Origin of the sequence: Endozoicomonas sp. ALE010 (assembly GCF_049310165.1) — a bacterium.
Classification (GTDB): Bacteria; Pseudomonadota; Gammaproteobacteria; order Pseudomonadales; family Endozoicomonadaceae; genus Endozoicomonas.
The window spans coordinates 46,278-64,393 of record NZ_JBLYNV010000013.1; the positions used below are offsets into that span (position 1 = coordinate 46,278).

Below are 18,116 nucleotides of genomic sequence, written 5' to 3' on the forward strand. Positions count from 1 at the left end.
AGCTAGCCTCAGGGGGCGTTAATTAAAACTCAAATAAAATCATAGAAAAAATCGGTAAAAGGTGGTCAATAGAAAAGGTGGTCAATAAATGTATCAAGCCAATGTCGATGCGACTGGGGTAGGCCCACATACTGGCGATATGTCTCTCAAGACGACCAGGACTGTTTCGAGGCAAGCAACGCTGGCTTCAAAATCGTTTTGCAGAAAGGTAAGCATTGACGAGTGGGCCTTAGCCATGGGAGTCAAACGTCAAGCAGAGTGTGATAATTCTGTCGCTGCAGATCTCAGAGACAAAAGCTGCAAAATGACAGAAGCTGGCTTAACGGATCAAAACTCACTGAAAAAAACAGCTCAGAAAATTTTTATAGGTAATAGAGAGTATACGCGTCAGGAACTTTCTGAGATATCAACTAAAGAGCTTAATCTGCTTCTCAAGAAAGAAAATAGCAAGGAAGTTGAAAGTTTCGTGAGATATATTAGAAGAGCGGAAAAAAACAGGCGTCATCAAGCAGGATATAGAAAAGGGGTAATGGCTAATAAACAGGCTGTTGCCAATGAAGTGAAAATGTTGAAGTCTGAAAAAAACAGGCTGGAGTTAGAGAAGAAGTCTCTAATAATGGGAAAAAACAAGCTTGAGTTAGAGAACAGGGCTATTGTAGCGTTAAAGAACAGGTTGGAGTTAGAAAACAGATTTCTAATAACGGAAAAAAACAGGTTAGAGATAGAGCTCAGGTCTCAAATAGCGGAAAAAAATAATATTTGGAAACAATATCAAGCTATCATGCAGGGGATTGCTGTTCAACCAGGGGAAAGGTCTACTCAATAACTGTGCCAAACATGCCCATATTCGGCAGGAGGAGCTGTCAGCAGAAAGGTATCCCTACCAGTGTAGTTTGTGTCAACGTAAATCAGCCAGTCTCAAAGGCCTCAAACTTCATTTACACCGCCACCAGAATGAACTTTCTTTTATAGAGCGCAGAGGCATAGTCCTCATGGCATTGGGAGGCGGGTCAATGGCATAAAACATCACTGTGTTGGTTAACGCTTAAAGAAGTTAATGCTAACAATGAGAGTACCGACCCATTCCGGCTTCACTGATCTAATGTATGATTTCTGACTGTTTATCCGCACAAAATCAAAGCAGTAATATAACTGCATCTCAAACTGATAGGCTTGAGGAGCAGAACATGGATATTCTTGCCAATATTAACCAGGCAGAATGTAAAGCCAATTGTGGGTTTGTTGCTATGAGGGTCTTTCATTACCTGGAGAATAAAACGTTTCAGCCCATTCTTTGTGATGAATTCAATGCACCAGCACCACTATCAACACTGACTGTCTATGGCAAACTTGATGACATGTACTTGGGAAAAAAAACACTGAAACTGGAGTTGTTTGAAGGAGAACATGATGATCTGATATTTTCATGTGAGCAGAAGTTACTTGAGATGAAGCAAAATGAACACGCCATTGTCAGTTTTTCATATCAAGTGGCTGGTAAGGAAAAAGGGCATTTTTTCAATATTTACCGGAACAAGTCCACCTACAAAATCATTGACGCTATTAGTGCCATGGCCTTTGATAGATATGCCATTTGCAAAAATTTGAGTGAATACTTTCATATTAAATTACCTCGGGTTGGTGCTGATACATTGACAAAAATACAGCTTATACACTGACCGCATGGATTATATAGTATTGCATAAGCTCATTCTGAAAATGGCTGCATTTTACAGGATTAAGATAATTCCAAAGATTAAGTGCTACGGATAGCACTTTGGAGTAACTGTTGTGTGTGCCAGATCTTATGCCGAATGCATCATCACAAGCAGTGATTTGATAAAATCCTTCTTTTTGATTTCATAATCACTCACATACTGATTGGTCGACAGCCAGTTGTTAATTCTGTGCTCGAAACCACTGCGGCAAACATGGCCAGCCAATTTTTTTTGAAGAAGTGCCGTAAGCGTGTGCAGGCGTTGTTGTTGTACTTGACGATATTCAGGCAGACAGTCAGGTGTTCCGGGTTTGCCTTCAGAGTGCAGATCGATAAACTGCCTGGCTTTATTCAGGGTAAGCAGAGAGCGAATAAGCAAGCCATAAATACGCTCCTCGATATTTTGGGGGTCGTTAAAAAGAATGGTTCGTTGCAGGTCAAATACTGCCCCTCTTTGTAGTTGCCTGGTCAGCGGATCCAGGTTTTCAGCGAGGTATTCCAGCGTATCGTTCAGTAACTTTGTTTCATCAGCAAACGACAAACACAGTACCGGCCTCGCAACACCGGGAACGTGGAGGGCCAATGGTGCTGTATTTTCATGGGTTAATCTGTCGTCAACACTGACCTGAAGCCCCATGGCTTTCATACACAGATCCGCGTCCCTGAGATGAATATTGTAGGTTTTTGGTAGTTTAATCTCCGGACATCCCGGGAGTTGCCAGATGGTGATGCTTTTGGGAATGTCTGAGTCTGTGGTGTTCAGTGCCTCTAGCTTTGCAAAGAGTATTCTGGCGGGCTCCTCTGTTGAGCAGATAATGTCAATATCATTAAATAATGAGCAGTGGTCCTGTAAAAAACGCGCATAAGAACCGGTAATCAGAATTGGGGTATTGCTATAAGAAACATTGATTTCCTGAATAATCTCCAGTGTTTTCAGTGTTAGCGCATTTAACCGCAGAACCGGATTTTCCGGGAAATCCGCTCTGCCAGTTGTTGACCATTGCTTCAGAGTTTGTGCCCCATTGGTGGTAATGCCCTGAGTGGCACACGTATGGTCTGTTTCACCCCGGTATTTCGTTGTTCGGCCGGCGTTCTCTATATTGGGAATCAGGTCGGGGAGGTTATCTCTATGTCGATGTCCGGTGTTTTTTACACAATGGGCTTCGTAGCTGTATTGTTCAAACCAGAAGCCTAGATCATGGCGCAGTTTGCTTCCTTCCGGAAAACTCTGAAGACAGCCAAGTACCTGGTCCTTATGGACTTTCAGTCCATCAATAGACTGCCTCGTGATATAGCAGTGTGCCAGGAAGAAGAAATGTACGCGTGAATTCTGAAATGAGTTCCTCAGTTTTTTGATGGATTGCAACACCTGTTCTGCTGACACTTCCTGATGATCGATAGTCAATTCATTCTGCATAGCCATGAATTTCAAGATACATTGCAGCCGATGTTGCTCATCTTTGAGCGATACGTTGTTTAATAGTTGCCAGGCTTTTTGAATGATATCCTGAGCTTCGCTGGTTTCATCATATCCCTGGGATTGATTCAGCCTTTGAATCAGATACATCGTTTGTCGTGAAGAATGATCGCCAGGTACTTCATTAAATGCTTCTAGCACTTTCTGGTTATCCAGATAGTTGCCATTCAACTCTCTGGCATGCAATGCCAGTAGAGAATAAAAAATAGCTCTTTCGAGCAACCAGCCACCACGTTCATAATCCTTCACCACCGTCTCCGGTGTTACCTGCTGGCCATTCAATAGCAGCCCCTTCAGGCAACATTCTTCTTTGAAGCGTGCGATCTCAAGTGTCGCTTTGGCCGTCTGAAAATTCTTATACACCTCATCCGGGGTAACCAGCTGGCCATTCAGTACCAGTTTCCTCAGGCAGCATTCCTGCTTAAAGCGCGCTATTCCCAGCCTGCCTTCTGAACTATTCGGGAAAGCCTTAACCACAGCATCCGGTGTCACCTGCTGGCCATTCAATACCAGTCTCCTCTGGCAGCATTCCTGCATAAAGCGCGCTATTCCCAGTCTGCCTTCTGTCGTATCCGGGAAAGCCTTAACCACTGCATCCGGTGTCGCCTTCTGGCCATTCAACGCCAGGCCTGTCAGGCAACATTCTTCCTTAAAGCGCGCTATTCCCAGTTTGCCTTCCGGACTATCCGGGAAATCCTTAACCACCGAATCCGGTCTGACCTGCTGGCCATTCACCAGCAGCCCTCTCAGGCAACATTGTACCCTGAAGATTGCTCTGCCCAATTTGCCTTCGGGACTGTCAGGGTAAACCGTGATCACCGCATCCGGTGCAACCTGCTGGCCGTTTAACTCCAGGCCCCTCAGGCAGCATTCCGCTTTGAAACGGGCGAGCTCCAGAGTTGCACCGGCTGCCTGATAATCCCTGACCACCTCATCCGGTGTTATCTGCTGGCCGTTCAATAACAGGCCCCTCAGGCAACATTCCGCTTTGAAACGGGACTGCTCCAGTGTGGTTCCGGCTTTCTGAAAATCCTCAACCACCGCCTCCGGTGTAACCTTCTGGCCATTCAACGCCAGGCCTCTCAGGCAACATTCTTCCTTAAAGCGTGCCAGCGTCAATGTTGCATTGGCTACCTGACAATCCTTAACTACCGTATCCGGTGAGACCTGCTGGCCACTCAACGGCAAGCCCTTCAGGCAACAATTCGCTTTGAAGCGTGCCAGCTCCAGGTAGGCTCCGGCTGACTGATATTCCCTGACCACCGTAGCTGGTGTGACTCGCTGGCCATTGAGTGGCAGCCCTCTGATGCAGCATTGTTCAATAAAGCGCCCCAGCTCAAGTGTTGCTTTGGTGGCCTGATAACCCTTAACTACCGTATCCGGTGTGACCTGACGGCCATTCACTAACTTGCCCATCAGGCAGCATTGTTCCTTAAACCGGGCCATCCCCAATTTGCCCTCCGGACTATCCGGGAAATGCTCAACCACATCGTCCGTTGTGACCAGCTGGTCATTCAACAGCAATCCCCTGAGGCAACATTCTGCCCTAAAGCGCGCCAGCTCCAGTGGTGCCCTGACTGCCTTAAAATCATTAATCACCGTATCCGGTGAGACCTGTCGTCCATTTAACAGCAGGCCCCTCAGGCAACATTCCGCTTTGAAGCGGACCATCGCTAATCTGCACTGCTTGTTACCATCTGGTTTCCGATTGAATTCCTGAATGACCTGGTCCGGGGACACTTTTTTATTGCCGTGTAGAATGTTCTGTAAGCAGAGCTTTTGCAGAAAGAAGCCACCTCTGAGAGACGTTTTATCATTTCTATAGGTGCCAAGCACAGCGGCCGAGGAGATGTGACGTTCCTTTAATGGGTTTTTATCCCAAAAGGCGTCCTCAACACGTTTGCCGACATCCAGGGTGGGAGCTCTACCTCTATAAGACGGATGGTTTGAGACTCTTTTACCGTTAAATGTACTTCTTGAGCGATCAGGAATCCCCCTGGAACCAGCTGGCTGGGCAACACGGCCAGCAGGCTTTGGGCGGGAGTAGGTTGATGCGTTTGCTTTCAGAATAAAACCCTGTCTGGACAGTTCATGTTGAGAAGGTGAATTCGGTACAAATATTCCTTCAGCCAGTCTAATTAACAGTGGCAAGAGGCAGCACTGATGATAATTCTGCTCTTTTGGCCTTAGCTGCCAACTCTCCTTTCTCCCTGGCCAATGTTTCGCTGAAGCCTTTTCTTATGGCAGATGTATAGGCGTTTGATCTGGCATTTCTGATGGCTTTGTATGCCTTGGCTTTATCGGATGCTTCGTATTTGGCCAGGTACGTTTTGCGTTTAGCGGATGTAGCATGCCTGGCGTGCCTTTTGGCTCTATTTGCCTTGACTTCATCGGATAAGTTGTACCTGGCGTTTTTCGCCCGGCCTTGATCGGATGAAGTGTATCTGGCTTTGGACGCCTTGCCTTTTTCGGATCTGAAGTATCTGGCTCTGCTCAACTTGCCTTTTTCGGATGCTTTGTATTTGGCCTGGTATTTGGCTTTGTTCGTCTTGCGTTTTTCAGAAGCACTGGCCACTTCAGGCGCAGGTGGCTGAGGTTCATCAGAACTGGAAGATTCAGTGCCTGTAAATCCAGAAGTTACGGTATGCCCTGGCTGTTCTGTGTTTTTATTCAATGGGCGAACCACAGCAACCGGACGGGGTGGTGGCTGAGAAAAATGAGCTGATGCATTTTCAGCAAATGGTAAATGAGAAATTGAAAAGTCATTCAGTGACCGTGGAGAAGGTGGCTCCTGGTTTGTGACTTCCTGATTGAAATATTCGTCAAGGGGTGAGTCATGCCTGTGTACAGAATAACCAGCCATGCATGGCGATGAGCTGAAAATGTCGTTTAGTGTTAAAAATTCATCTGGAAAACCCTGTAAATTGGCATAAAAAAGATCGGGATCCAGGTTCAGATTGAATGTGTCCATTAGAATTATTGAACTGTTGAATTACAGCCAAAGACCACTGATTCGTATAAAAGTTCCCCCTTTCAGCATTAGTCGTTGACTCGATGAAACTGACACCGATACAGCTGGTGTAAAAAAACATGCCTTGAAACGCCCTGTTTGCCCTCTCCAAAGTGGCCATTAAGTAGTTGGCCAATGGAATCGTATATTTTTGGTTTAGTGGGCAGTTACTATGCAAGGCACAACAGGTTCTATCACTCGCTGCCCAGAGCAGCGACTACTGATGTGCTGTAGAGTTCCATTCTGTACCTGAAATTCCTTAGGTGTACGCTACGACTACTCACTGCTGTCCGGTTCATGGAGGCAGGAATTATTTCAAGATAAGGTAATCACTGATGAGTTTTCTGACGAGAGTCTGTATGATAGGGACCGTTAAAAGTGATATTAGTTTTTTTATGAAAAGATTTGATGTTCCGAGCGTAGTCTCTCTGCATATCCTTCATAAACAAAAATAAAACTTCTAGCTAAACGGCTTTGCCCACAAAGTCACCCTATAGTGTTTGAATATCAGGATATGAGTATGTCTACCTCTACAGGAACCGTTAAGTGGTTTAATGACGAGAAAGGTTTCGGTTTTATCAGCCAGGAAAACGGTGGACCTGACGTGTTTGCCCACTTCCGTCAGATTGCTACCGAAGGCTTCAAAACCCTGACTGAAGGCCAGCGCGTTGAGTTTCGTGTTACTCAGGGCCAGAAAGGTCTGCAGGCTGAAGATATCCGTCCTCTGTAAAACTCAGTTTTTATTTGGGCGATCCATATAAAAGGCAGTGCTTTACGGTACTGCCTTTTTTATTGCCTGCCACAAAGGGGGCAGGAAGAACCGGTTATGCCCCTTCTGATTCACGTACTTGCTCAACATTCGTCTGCTGTCGCCCAAAATGACCTGTTCTTCAGTACTTGTCTTATGATTGGTACGGTTTGTTGATAAATTACACTTTTATGGCGGGGCTGAATCCGTCATTATAGTGCTCCCGCTGGCTCAGGCTGGTTTGGTGTTGGTTTTCAAGGGCATCTCAGGGGAGTGGTAGCATTTTCCCGGGATGCCGAGTGTTATTTGGGCAAGGCAGTCGATGACAGCAGAAGACAGTAATATTTCTGACCAGGGCATCCAGAAGCAGGAACAGCAGTTGGCCTCTGAACAGGATGTTTCCGGTTCCCCTATGAATCAAGCGCTTCCGGAAGAGGGCAGGAAAATTCTTGAGAGGCTGCATAACCGGCCGGAAAGCGACGTAATGAACTCTGAGGCGCTGCGTCTGGTGCGAATTATCTGGCCCGGTGCCTTCAATGTTTCGGATCCAAGGCCCCTTAAGATTGGTATTCACAAGGAGATGGCAGAGGCAAACCTGCTGCCTGCACACATTATTCCGGTTGCATTGCGGTTTTTTACGTCCATGGAACGCTACCTTGAGAAGATTAAGCCCGGTGCTACCCGCATTAACCTTCAGGGGCAGGCGGCAGGTCGGGTGAAACTTCGCGAAGCAGTGGATGCAGAAATCAAACTGTATACCCAGAGCAGTGATTTTGTCATAACACGGGATCGGGTCATTATTAAGAAGATTCGTTTATTGTCCGTGAATAAACAGACTTGAACGGATACCAGTAGGCCGGTCTGATTATTTTTTAATCAATCTGTCCGGGTGGCCTGAATTGACAGGTGTTTGTGAACTATCCCGAATGTTGTCACAAGTTTATCCACAAAAGCTGTGGATAAACTATATGAGCCTGTCAGCGGGCAATAATCATCAGATAGCGCAGTTGCTCCCGGTGAAGCATCCAGCGAATAAACCAGACTTGCAGTCGCAGCCTGATCCACATCTTGGAACGTGTGAATGCTGAAAGGCTCTGGTAGTGTTGGCCAAACCAGAAACAGAAACCGGAAAGGACATCATCGGTAATATCCAGAATCTCAACCTGCTCAAACCCATGCTGGTTAAGCAGGTTTTCGTAGGTCTCTTTGACGGGCATATCTTCAACCAGGAGTCCTGATATACGACCAAGCTTGTTTACCAGGCGCTGTTCCCGGCGGTCCTGAAATGGCCGGGCCAGCACCATATCGGTAAACACCAGAGTGCCTCCCGGCCTTAGTGCTTTCCTGGCATGGCTGAAAAAATGAGAGCGGGACTCCAGATGGTAAACGCAGTCCAGGCCGATTAACTTGTCGCAGCTATTCTCTGGCCGTTCTGCCAGTGACTTGTCACCACCCCGCACCAGTTTAAGCGTATTGAAATGCCCGCAATGCTCCAGTGCCTGGACCATCTGTTGCTCATCACTGGCGATTGCCGTCAGGTGCTGAACCTGGTAATAATCCAACCAGACCAGCAACTGATCATGGCTGGTGAAAGCGACATCAAGGACTTCATCCTGACTGGACAGACAGACTTTGTCGGCCAGTAACCCCGCCATTTCCGAGCAGGCCTGCCGGTATTGGGACGTGTCTCTCCAGTAACCCAGCAAGCGCCAGCCGGAGGAGGGCTGTAACGGGTTATTCAACAGCCACTGATCAACCTTCAACTCGCGCTCGCGGCTTGACGATGGCCACCAGATACGTATCAACAGTGCCAGACCCTGAGCCATCAGGCCTGACATAAACAGCCACGTCAGGAGCACTCCGAGAAGAAATGAAAGAATTGGCATAAGCTGACTTTTAATTTTATCCATGCTTTTTAATTGAGTACGGATAATAGAGAGATCATTGTGTTTTTGCCAGAGTTGTGCTTTTGCCAGAGTTGCAGTTTTGCCAGAAACCCAGGCTGTTTTTTGGGGATTCGGTGACAAACTTTATGGTGCTGAAAAACTCGGGTTTCCAGACAAAATCTGAAAACCCGGGACGTTGCCAGTTATCGTATTAACTTTAAACCTGCGTAATCTTAATCAGCAGTGCACTTTCCGGCTGCATCACTGGCATCATCAGACCTACCTGTTCAAGCAGGGCGGCGCTCATAATGGCAGGCTCTGTCATCCAGGGCGGACACTGTTTCATGTAAATATCGGAAGAACTTTTTTCCAATACCTGAACCTTATAGTCTTTTTCCGGGTCCAGGCCGGGAATTTGCACAGTGGCGGACATGGCATACTCAGGCATATCCAGCTGGGCGAACATCACCACGGCTTCCTGCTTATCGGTGCTAATACCAATTCCACCTTCTAAATATGATAACGAGCAAGTCATTTTGGACCGCTGGGCAAGGCGGAATGACGAGTAATAGCAGGGCTATTGCGAGGAATTCCAACGAAGATCCAGCGGTTCAAAATGGCTGCGCAGTTCATATTTAGAAGGTGGAGTTGGTATAACAACTCCCCAGCCCTGTGACGCTTTATGGGCGGTGTCGCAGCGGAAATGATCACCGGTATGCAACAGGTGTCTTAAGGACTTGTGCAGGGCAATGTATTTGGCAAAGGAGCGCTTCTCTTCCTCTGAAGCACTGGCCGGGTCCAGCTCTACCCCCATATGACCAAACAGCGCAGTAATACCCCGGAAGGGATGTGCCTGCCTTGATCACCAGGCTGGTGGTGTCTGTGAAAAGGTGAATTAACGGTTTGCTCATCACAATGTGCTCGTAAGAAATGGTTCTGACTATTCAACAAAAATACCCCCACATAAGGGGGGCACAAAAACAGGTTATTTGTGAACTACCGGTCTTCAGACACTAGCAGCTACAGCACTTTCATCCTTGCTGAGGCGGGCATCCAGACGATAAGTCTTTTTATAGATGATGGCGCTCAGGGCAATCAGTACTGCGGGAATCAGGATCATCAGTACTTTCAGTCCGACAATGGTTTCCGGTGTCTGAACAACGTTGGGCACATAGCCGATAAACGTCAGACCAAAACCAATCAGGAAACCTGCCATGGCACCGGCACATTTCACCAGCATGGTTTGCACTGAAAAGATAATGCTCTCGCTGCGCAAGCCGGTTTTGGCTTCGCCGTAGTCCACCAGATCAGCCAGCATAACCGTAGAGAGACCATTGAACAGACCGTTGCCAAATTTCAGAGCAGCACCGGCCAGACCTACCAGAATGGCGCTTTCCGGGGCAATCACGCTGGAAAAGTAGAGTACGGAGCTGCACAGAATCGGAAAGCCGCAGGCCAGGGGCCACATCAAACGACGATTGACTACTTTAGCAATCCAGGGGAACAGGAAGATACCTGAGAATTGCATCTGAATTAACCCTCCATTGAATGAATCGTTAACCCCCCTGTTTAGCAGCAGCAATAAAATGTAGTGAATCCCGGCAGATGGTTAATTCTGAACCATTAACCGTCTCAGGGTGTTTCAAAGCTTGCTGGTCATAACCCCGTATCACTGTGGATTCAGGGTTATGAACGTGTGATCACGACAGTTCGAACGACCACTGGTACATCGGTTGAGTCAACAGGTACTCAGGGCGAACGCTCGGCGTCCAGGAATCATCACCACCAATACCCATGTGGAAGCCATCCAGATAGACAAAAATGCCTTCTTCTTCCTGAAGCTCGTGGGTATGTGTTGCCCTTGCCAATTGTGCCTGGCCGTATGGGCTGACACTGAAATGGAACTGTCCTGTTACCCGGATATCGCCCAGCATCAGCGCCTGGGTATCGCACCGCAGACCATTGTCGCTTGGGAAAATGTAAGGCGTGTGCATGGCCTTGAGGGACTGCTCCCAGTGTCCGATATCCGCGCTTAACTTGCGGTCCGGATAGTTTTCGTGGGGCCCACGGCCAAACCAGTTCACTTGTGCCGGTTGTTCCTTCAGTCTCAGGCAGGCACCGATGCGGGGCATAGGCGGCATATCACCATCAACAGTGACCTCAATATCGATACGGGCACTGCCGTTGGCGGCAAAATGATAGGTCCATACGCTGCGCAGAATCTCTTTTTCCGGTTGTTCCGGGTGGAAATAGCCATGGTGAGCCAGAACAAGCCCTTTCTTGGCATCACATTCAACCAGCAGGCAGCGGTGTTGCAGGTTGTTTAATCCGGCCCGCTCCCAGCGTGGCATCCAGGCATTAGGGTCCGGACGGTCAACTTCGCTGACACCAATATCGTTGTCCAACGGTGCCCGGTAGAAATTGTCTGCCAACGGGGTAAGCAGTTGTTCTTTACCGTCTTTTACCCAGCTCACCAGCTGGCCAATGTTACGATCAATCGTCCAGCTGTTTTCTGCCGCATTGACGATAAAGCTGCTGTCGGCCTCATTGATGACCGCAGAGGTTGGCAAGCGAGGAGTAACCGCTTGATGGGTCAGCGATCCCGTCAACATAAACTGTTGGCGTGCGACTTCGTGGCCGGCTTCGGACCAGTCGGTTGCTTCAGGCTGGATAATAGAGAGATCCAGTCGTGGCAGTTTGCCGCTGATGGTCAGTGACTGCTCAGACAGTACCAGCAGTTCTGAGGAGTGGGGCGCAATATTCAGCGTGACTTCGCCAGCAACCAGAGCTTCTTCGCCCGCCATTAGCTGCCACACCAGTTGATGGTTGTCGGTGGCGCAGAAGCAGGCTTCGCTGGTGACTTTCACGGTGAGTGGTCGGGTTGCCACTAATTCGAAAGTAAACGGCTGCTGTGCTCTTTTGGCTTCAAACAGTGCCGGGTGCGGTGTTTTATCCGGGAATACCAGCCCATTGATGCAAAACTGGCGATCGTTGATCTTGTCACCAAAATCACCGCCGTATGCCCAGAAATGCTGACCATTGTCGTCGAACTTGTCCAGTCCCTGGTCCACCCAGTCCCAGATGAAACCACCTTGCAGGCGGGGGTGCTTTCTGAACGCATCCCAATACTCGGCAAAACCGCCCAGACTGTTGCCCATGGCATGGGCATATTCACACAGGATAATTGGCCGGGTTTCGTTGGGCATGCCGACCCACTTGGTCAATGCCCATTTGTTTTTGCCCAGGAACTGCTGTGGCTGATCCTCATCAGTACGACCATACATTGGGCAGATGATGTCTGTTGCGGGGGTATCGGAACAACCACCTTCATACTGTATCGGGCGAGACGGGTCGGTCCGTTTGGTCCATTGGTACATGGCATCATGGGCGGCACCGTAGCCTGATTCATTACCCAGTGACCAGATGATGATGGATGGGTGGTTAAAGTCCCGCGCCACCATGCGCATCATCCGCTCCAGGAACGCATTGGCCCACATCGGGTCGTCGGCCAGTTTGCGCATGGGGGTCATGCCGTGGGTTTCAATATTGGCTTCGTCAACCACATAGAGGCCCAGGCGGTCACACAGCTGATAGAATGCCGGTTGGTGCGGATAGTGTGAACAGCGCACAGCATTGAAATTATGCTGTTTCATCAGTATCAGGTGTTCACGAACATCGTCTACCGTTTCAAAATGACCGGTCGCCGGGTTGTGCTCGTGCTTGTTCACACCACGAATCATTAGTGGCTGACCATTTAATTGCAGCAGGCCATCTTTGATTTCTACCTTACGGAATCCAACGTCGTAGGCTTCGCTTTCAATATCGCTGTTTGTTTGTGGATCCGTCAGCGTGACCACAACGCGATAGAGGTTGGGTGCCTCTGCGCTCCACTTTTGCGGATGGTTGATCTCCAGCTGCAGGCAGGTGCGATCGTTATACCCGCCTTTTTCGTCCATCGGTGCGGTACCAATGGCGGATGTGGTGGTGGCAATAACGTCGTTAGCCAAATACAGCGTCGCCCGAATGGCCAGGTCATCGGCATTCATGGTATCGGCAACAATGGTGAGTTTGCCGTGTTCGTAGCGGTCATCAAGATCCGGTGTGACGCGAATATCCACCAGACGCTGGTGTGGCTTATTGAGCAAGCGGACTGAACGATAAATGCCGCTTAGCCACCACATATCCTGATCTTCCAGGTAGCTGCCATCGGACCAGCGGATAACCATTGCGCATAACCGGTTCTCTCCGGCCTGAAGGTATGGTGTCAAATCGAACTCGGCGGCCAGTCGGCTGTCCTGTGAATAGCCCACGGACTTGCCGTTACACCAGAGATAGAAGGCACTGTTTACGCCATCAAAGATCACCCGGGTCTGGCTATCTTCCTGCCACTGCTCAGGCAGGGTGAATGTGGTGGAGTAGCAGCCAGTCGGGTTCGTCACAGGCACCCGGGGCGGGTTGCAGGGGAACGGATACTTGACGTTGGTATAGATGGGCTTATCGAAGCCCTGTAGCTGCCAGTTACCGGGAACGGTAATGGTCTGTGTCGGGTCGGATCCCTCCCTTGAAAATGTTTCAGGGACTTGTTCCGGAGAGTCATACAGTGCAAAAGCCCACTGGCCATCCAGACTTAATACCGAATCACTTGCATGGTCTGCCAGAGATTGTGGCTCACTGCGCCAGCTGCTCATAGGGGTATGGCTTGCCAGTCGGCTGCGTGCGGTGATTTGTGGGCTTTCCCAGTCGCGCTGCATGAATTTACTCATAGGTTGGCTACATCATTTTCCTGTCTCTGGAGTCACAGATCATTTCACCTGGTGGTGAGATTATTGACGACAGTTATCCAGAATTTTCATACTTCAACAGGATGTATCTTATCTGTGAAGGCGGGAAAAAGTGTTGATCCAGCTCAAACTTATGTAACTGTTACATTTTCTGGTGTCAGTCTGTTTGTTGATACCGGTTTAGTGCTTGCACACTGCTGCGTTCAACAAAAGTCGGCATCATTATCTGGCCTGTTACCTTTGCCCTGTTCTTATCGCTCAGGCTGATGGCCAGTCGTGCCGCCTGTTCAGCCATAACGGCAATGGGGTAACGGACAGTGGACAGTTTCGGGTGCAGATAACGGGCAATGACCAGATCATCATAGCCAACGACAGAGATGTCCTGCGGACAGTGCAGGCCGTTTTCCTGCAGGCCAAACAGCGCGCCAGCGGCCATGATATCGTTGTAGGTGATAATGGCTGTCAGTGGTAAGTCTTTTGCCAGTAAGTCATAAACCCCCAGTCGCCCGCCATTTTCGGTGGGTGGGCAGGCGGCAATATAACGTTCATCAACAGGAATGTCCGCTTCTGCCATGGCTTTGTGGTGACCTTTAAGACGATCTTGCGCGTCATCGATAAATTGGTCTGAACATAAATAGCCAATCTGTTGATGACCTTTATTCAGAAGATGTCGGGTAGCAATGTAGCCTCCCTGAACATTGTCCAGAGCGATGCAGCGCTCAGCAATGGGCTCAATGTAACGATTAATCAGCACTAAACCGGGGATTTGGCTGGCAAAGTCTATCAGTGTTTCATCGGACAACCATTTGCTGTGTACAATGGCCGACTCGCAGTGACCGATCAGTCGCTCAATAGCCTGATGCTCGGTTGGTTCGCTGTAGTGGCCATTGTGGATCAACAGCTGTTTGTTGTGGTTTCTGGCAACCTGATCAATGCCTTTCAACATCTGGCCAAAGAAGGGTTCTGAAACATCAGACACCACCGCACCGATAGTGGTTGCCGACTGTCGTCCAATCACCGGACGATAACCCAGCTTCCGAATGGTTTGCCAGACCCGTTGCACCACTTCGTTACTGGTGTTGGGGGAGCGATTGACTACCCGTGAAACGGTTGCCGTAGAAACATTAGCTTCCCTGGCAACATCTTTTATTGAAACCATAAATAATTCATGTGTTTATGACCTTGGCTGGCGATATCGTAGCGGCAGAGGCCGGGGGGGGGAAGTGGAAATTAAGGTCACGTATATTCGGGTTCGGTTATGGGCGGGACAAGCGCAGTTTCCGGGCGTTATTGCCAGTCAGATCGAGAGTGTCTCGTTCCATGCGTAGGATAATTACCGTTTTATGCAGTCGGGTACTTATTGCCAGCATCGTATATCCGCCTGATAATCCACGCCGCTTATGGTGATCAAGCCATACTGCCATAATCAGAGACTGACGATGAGTGTGTAATGGTTGGTTTGCATCGCTCAGGGCTCTGCGTTATTGACGTTCAGTTTTTTGACAATGAGTGGGCAACTGGAATGAGCCAAGCTGGCGAATATATCGATTCCTATTATCAGGTCACCGGGCATTCACTGGAACTTCAGCCGGTGCTGAGTGGAGACATCACTGCGGATGTGTGCATCATCGGTGGAGGCATGACCGGATTTAATGCGGCCATTGAACTGCGCAAGCGGGGCTTTGATGTGGTGCTGCTGGAATCTGGTCGTATTTCCTGGGCCGCTTCCGGGCGCAATGGCGGACAGTGTCTGGCGGGCTACTGTCTGGGGCTGCGTGAGGTGGATGAAACCTTTGGTCCGCAGTGGGGAAAGCAGTTGTGGGATCTCTCCTGTGAGTCGCTGGATATCGTTCGTGATCGTATCCGTGAGTTCAATATCGACTGTGATTTCCAGCAGAACTATATCGAATTGGCCATCAAGCCAAGTCAGGTAAAAGAGCTGAAGTCCTGGCTGGAGCTGAAGCAGACCCGTTATAACTACCCCAGCGTTACCTGGTGGGATCGGGACAAAATCAGGAAAGTGACCTCAACCGAGAAGTACCTCGGTGGACTGTTCGATACCAACAGTGGCCACATGCACCCCCTCAACTACACCCTGGGCCTGGCCCGCGCAGCGATCGAGCTGGGCACTCGCGTATTCGAGCAGAGCAAGGCGATCAAACTGGTCAAAGGCAGTCCAAACCGGATACTGACGGAGCAGGGCAGTGTCAAGGCGAAGCAGGTTCTGCTGGCCTGTAACGCTTACATCGACGGTCTTAACCGGAAAGCGGAAAGCAAAGTATTGCCGGTGGCCTCGTATATTGCCGTTACCGAACCGTTGGGTAAACGACAGCCTATTAGCAACAAAATGGCCATGTCTGACTTAAACAACAGTCTTGACTATTTCCGTCCTACTGTTGATGGCCGAATTCTGTTTGGTGGCGTTAATCATCCGTTCAATGGCGAATACAGTGACTCCAAAGAGCGCCTGCGTCAGCGGATGCTGAAGGTCTTTCCACAGCTTGATGATGTGAAAATGGAGTATCACTGGGGTGGTTTGTTTGCGGTTACCCGGGAATATATGCCGCATATTGAGCATCTTGGAAATGATATTTACACGGCACATGGCTATACGGGGCATGGTGTAGCACTGACCAATATTGCCGGGCGTGTGGTTGCGGAAGCAATGGCGGGGATGTCTGAGCGATTTGATGTGTTTTCCCGCATTCGCCACAAGTGGATACCAACGCCAAAAGTCCTTCGTGTACCGGCATTGGCCATGGCCATCTGGAAAGCAGAGCTTGAAGATTCTCTGGGAGGCTGATGGATTTACGTCAGTCAGCGTTTTTTGGTTGGCTGATGTGAAATAATTTTGATGATGAAGTGAACAAAATGGATGTTCCTTTGTCTATTAGCGGGCGACACCATGTTTTCATGTTTTTGTTTTCATAAACAGGAGGTCTTCCGTGACTGCAATTATTAACTGGGGCTTTGGCTTCTTTCTAACGGACTATGCTGGCCTCTCCGGGTCCGTGTTCCGATCCATCATATCGATGCTGTGATATGTCAAGGGCAAGGAAGAGTACACTCTTTCTTGCCCTTGCCGCTTTTATTGACCGGATGTCAGTTTGGTAAACAGGCGGTTGACCTGACGGTTAATTCTGGAAGGCAGAACCTTAAAGACAAATAACCGTTTTTTTGCCTCAGCGGTTGGATAGATGCCAGGGTTCTCACGAATATCGTCGTCCACTAATGTTGTGGCGGATTTATTCGGGTTGGCATAAGCCACATAGTCAGTGATGTTGGCGATCACATCGGGACGCAGCAGGTAGTTCAGAAAGATATGGGCCTCTTCAGGGTTTCTGGCATCCTTGGGGATAGCTACGGCATCAAACCACAGGCCAGCACCCTCATCAGGGATCATATACTTTACGGTTACACCATTGTCCGCTTCATCAGCACGGTCTGCTGCCTGCAAAATATCCCCGGACCAGCCCATGGCGACACAGATATCACCATTGGCCAGGTCGGAAATTGAGCGGGAAGAGTGAAAGTAAGTGACGTAGGGACGAACTTTCATCAGCAGTGCTTCGGCTTTGGCGTAATCCGCTCTGTTGGTCGAGTTCGGGTCAAGTCCCAGATAACTCAGTGCCGCTGGAATCACATCGGTTGGTGCATTCAGGAACGCAACACCACACTGACTGAGCTTGCTGATATACTTTTCATCAAAGATCAGGCTCCAGCTGTTGATGGGAGCATCTTTCCCCAACTGCGCTTTCACCCGCTCCGGGTTATAACCGATGCCCGTGGTGCCCCACAGATAGGGAAACGAGTACCGGTTATCCGGGTCGTAGGTTTCCATCAAGATCATCAACTCAGCGTCCAGGTGCTTCCAGTTGGGCAGCTTTTCTTTATCCAGCGGCTGGTATACCCCGGCTTTGATCTGGTGAAGCAGAAAGTCTGCTGATGGTGCGACGATGTCATAGCCGGTTTTTCCTGAAAGCAATTTGGCTTCCAGGACTTCATTGCTGTCAAAGACATCGTAATGAACCTTGATACCAGTCTCTTTTTCAAAGTTGGCTATGGTGTCTTCGGCGATATAATCCGACCAGTTGTAGATATTAAGCGTTCTCTGTCCTTCATTGGCCGTTGTGGCAAATGCAGGCGCTATGGTGAGAGAAGCAGCGATTACAAGAGTGGATACAGATTTCCCCAGATGTCTGATCATGGTGAATCCTTACAGCAAGCCATGGGTGAGCCTCCTGGTACTCCGGTCAGTTGGAGCCAGTTACTCTTTGATGGCATTTTTTTAATAATCAGTAGTGACTCAACGGAGTCGCTACACCCCCAGTCATCAGGTTGATGAAAATGAAGCTGCGGAAGATAGCAACAAGGTTATGGGAAATCCATCGTTGCTGTATGAAATAGCGGTAAAAACCTATGACTGAGTGAACCTGCACAGGCTCCCGGAACATATCGCTGATGTGCATAGATTGCAACGGCTGCTCTGGAGGTGTT

At 49.0% G+C, this 18,116-nt stretch carries 14 protein-coding genes; 5 read left to right on the forward strand and 9 right to left on the reverse strand.

Going from position 1 to position 18,116, the window contains the following annotated elements; genetic code table 11:
- Positions 1-88: 88 nt before the first annotated feature.
- Together ACO6UY_RS07905 and ACO6UY_RS07910 are read left to right on the forward strand one after the other, a co-directional pair.
- Positions 89-826: a hypothetical protein gene (locus ACO6UY_RS07905; protein ID WP_422461520.1), complete on the forward strand. Its 738-nt coding sequence runs from the start codon at positions 89-91 to the stop codon at positions 824-826.
- A gap of 361 nt (positions 827-1,187) precedes the next feature.
- Positions 1,188-1,679: a hypothetical protein gene (locus ACO6UY_RS07910; RefSeq protein WP_422446972.1), complete on the forward strand. Its 492-nt coding sequence runs from the start codon at positions 1,188-1,190 to the stop codon at positions 1,677-1,679.
- A gap of 126 nt (positions 1,680-1,805) precedes the next feature.
- On the opposite strand, the gene ACO6UY_RS07915 is transcribed toward ACO6UY_RS07910, so the two are convergent.
- Together ACO6UY_RS07915 and ACO6UY_RS07920 are read right to left on the reverse strand one after the other, a co-directional pair.
- A complete protein-coding gene (locus ACO6UY_RS07915; RefSeq protein ID WP_422446970.1) occupies positions 1,806-5,345 on the reverse strand; it encodes a hypothetical protein in 3,540 nt (1,179 codons plus the stop codon).
- Entirely contained in the window at positions 5,329-6,057 is a 729-nt protein-coding gene (locus tag ACO6UY_RS07920) for a hypothetical protein (RefSeq protein ID WP_422489556.1), read from the reverse strand. The genes ACO6UY_RS07915 and ACO6UY_RS07920 overlap by 17 nt, the downstream gene beginning before the upstream one ends.
- 667 nt (positions 6,058-6,724) lie before the next feature.
- Between ACO6UY_RS07920 and cspE the strand changes: the two genes are divergently transcribed.
- Positions 6,725-6,934 carry a transcription antiterminator/RNA stability regulator CspE gene (gene cspE, locus ACO6UY_RS07925; protein ID WP_101748687.1) on the forward strand — a complete coding sequence of 70 codons (210 nt, stop codon included), beginning with the start codon at positions 6,725-6,727 and terminating at the stop codon, positions 6,932-6,934.
- A gap of 310 nt (positions 6,935-7,244) precedes the next feature.
- Complete coding sequence (locus tag ACO6UY_RS07930; RefSeq protein WP_422489558.1) at positions 7,245-7,793, forward strand: ProQ/FINO family protein; 549 nt, start codon at positions 7,245-7,247, stop codon at positions 7,791-7,793.
- A 136-nt stretch (positions 7,794-7,929) separates the two neighbouring features.
- Here ACO6UY_RS07930 and ACO6UY_RS07935 read toward each other — a convergent pair whose 3' ends face one another.
- From ACO6UY_RS07935 to ACO6UY_RS07960, 6 genes are all read right to left on the reverse strand, one after another.
- Positions 7,930-8,790, reverse strand: a complete 861-nt coding sequence (locus ACO6UY_RS07935; RefSeq protein WP_422489560.1) for a methyltransferase domain-containing protein — start codon at positions 8,788-8,790, stop codon at positions 7,930-7,932.
- Positions 8,791-9,055: 265 nt separating this feature from the next.
- Entirely contained in the window at positions 9,056-9,373 is a 318-nt protein-coding gene (locus ACO6UY_RS07940) for a GH36 C-terminal domain-containing protein (RefSeq protein ID WP_422446962.1), read from the reverse strand.
- A 42-nt stretch (positions 9,374-9,415) separates the two neighbouring features.
- Positions 9,416-9,673 (reverse strand): hypothetical protein, encoded by a 258-nt coding sequence (locus tag ACO6UY_RS07945; RefSeq protein ID WP_422447927.1) that lies wholly within the window; start codon positions 9,671-9,673, stop codon positions 9,416-9,418.
- Between the two features lie 171 nt (positions 9,674-9,844).
- Positions 9,845-10,366 carry an MFS transporter gene (locus ACO6UY_RS07950; protein WP_422446960.1) on the reverse strand — a complete coding sequence of 174 codons (522 nt, stop codon included), beginning with the start codon at positions 10,364-10,366 and terminating at the stop codon, positions 9,845-9,847.
- Positions 10,367-10,538: 172 nt separating this feature from the next.
- A complete protein-coding gene (locus ACO6UY_RS07955) occupies positions 10,539-13,601 on the reverse strand; it encodes a beta-galactosidase (protein ID WP_422446958.1) in 3,063 nt (1,020 codons plus the stop codon).
- 175 nt (positions 13,602-13,776) lie between these two features.
- Positions 13,777-14,778 (reverse strand): substrate-binding domain-containing protein, encoded by a 1,002-nt coding sequence (locus ACO6UY_RS07960; protein ID WP_422446956.1) that lies wholly within the window; start codon positions 14,776-14,778, stop codon positions 13,777-13,779.
- A 291-nt stretch (positions 14,779-15,069) separates the two neighbouring features.
- On the opposite strand from ACO6UY_RS07960, the gene ACO6UY_RS07965 reads away from it, so the two are divergent.
- Positions 15,070-16,422 carry an NAD(P)/FAD-dependent oxidoreductase gene (locus ACO6UY_RS07965; protein WP_422489562.1) on the forward strand — a complete coding sequence of 451 codons (1,353 nt, stop codon included), beginning with the start codon at positions 15,070-15,072 and terminating at the stop codon, positions 16,420-16,422.
- 285 nt (positions 16,423-16,707) lie between these two features.
- Here ACO6UY_RS07965 and ACO6UY_RS07970 read toward each other — a convergent pair whose 3' ends face one another.
- Positions 16,708-17,826: a polyamine ABC transporter substrate-binding protein gene (locus tag ACO6UY_RS07970; protein ID WP_422467792.1), complete on the reverse strand. Its 1,119-nt coding sequence runs from the start codon at positions 17,824-17,826 to the stop codon at positions 16,708-16,710.
- Positions 17,827-18,116 lie beyond the last annotated feature (290 nt).

Coding starts and splice junctions, on each gene's coding strand:
- ACO6UY_RS07905 (WP_422461520.1), top strand. CDS start 89: ATGTATCAAGCCAATGTCGATGCGACTGGGGTAGGCCCACATACTGGC.
- ACO6UY_RS07910 (WP_422446972.1), top strand. CDS start 1,188: ATGGATATTCTTGCCAATATTAACCAGGCAGAATGTAAAGCCAATTGT.
- ACO6UY_RS07920 (WP_422489556.1), bottom strand. CDS start 6,057: ATGGCTGGTTATTCTGTACACAGGCATGACTCACCCCTTGACGAATAT.
- cspE (WP_101748687.1), top strand. CDS start 6,725: ATGTCTACCTCTACAGGAACCGTTAAGTGGTTTAATGACGAGAAAGGT.
- ACO6UY_RS07930 (WP_422489558.1), top strand. CDS start 7,245: ATGCCGAGTGTTATTTGGGCAAGGCAGTCGATGACAGCAGAAGACAGT.
- ACO6UY_RS07935 (WP_422489560.1), bottom strand. CDS start 8,790: ATGTCAGGCCTGATGGCTCAGGGTCTGGCACTGTTGATACGTATCTGG.
- ACO6UY_RS07940 (WP_422446962.1), bottom strand. CDS start 9,373: ATGACTTGCTCGTTATCATATTTAGAAGGTGGAATTGGTATTAGCACC.
- ACO6UY_RS07950 (WP_422446960.1), bottom strand. CDS start 10,366: ATGCAATTCTCAGGTATCTTCCTGTTCCCCTGGATTGCTAAAGTAGTC.
- ACO6UY_RS07955 (WP_422446958.1), bottom strand. CDS start 13,601: ATGAGTAAATTCATGCAGCGCGACTGGGAAAGCCCACAAATCACCGCA.
- ACO6UY_RS07960 (WP_422446956.1), bottom strand. CDS start 14,778: ATGGTTTCAATAAAAGATGTTGCCAGGGAAGCTAATGTTTCTACGGCA.
- ACO6UY_RS07965 (WP_422489562.1), top strand. CDS start 15,070: ATGGTTGGTTTGCATCGCTCAGGGCTCTGCGTTATTGACGTTCAGTTT.
- ACO6UY_RS07970 (WP_422467792.1), bottom strand. CDS start 17,826: ATGATCAGACATCTGGGGAAATCTGTATCCACTCTTGTAATCGCTGCT.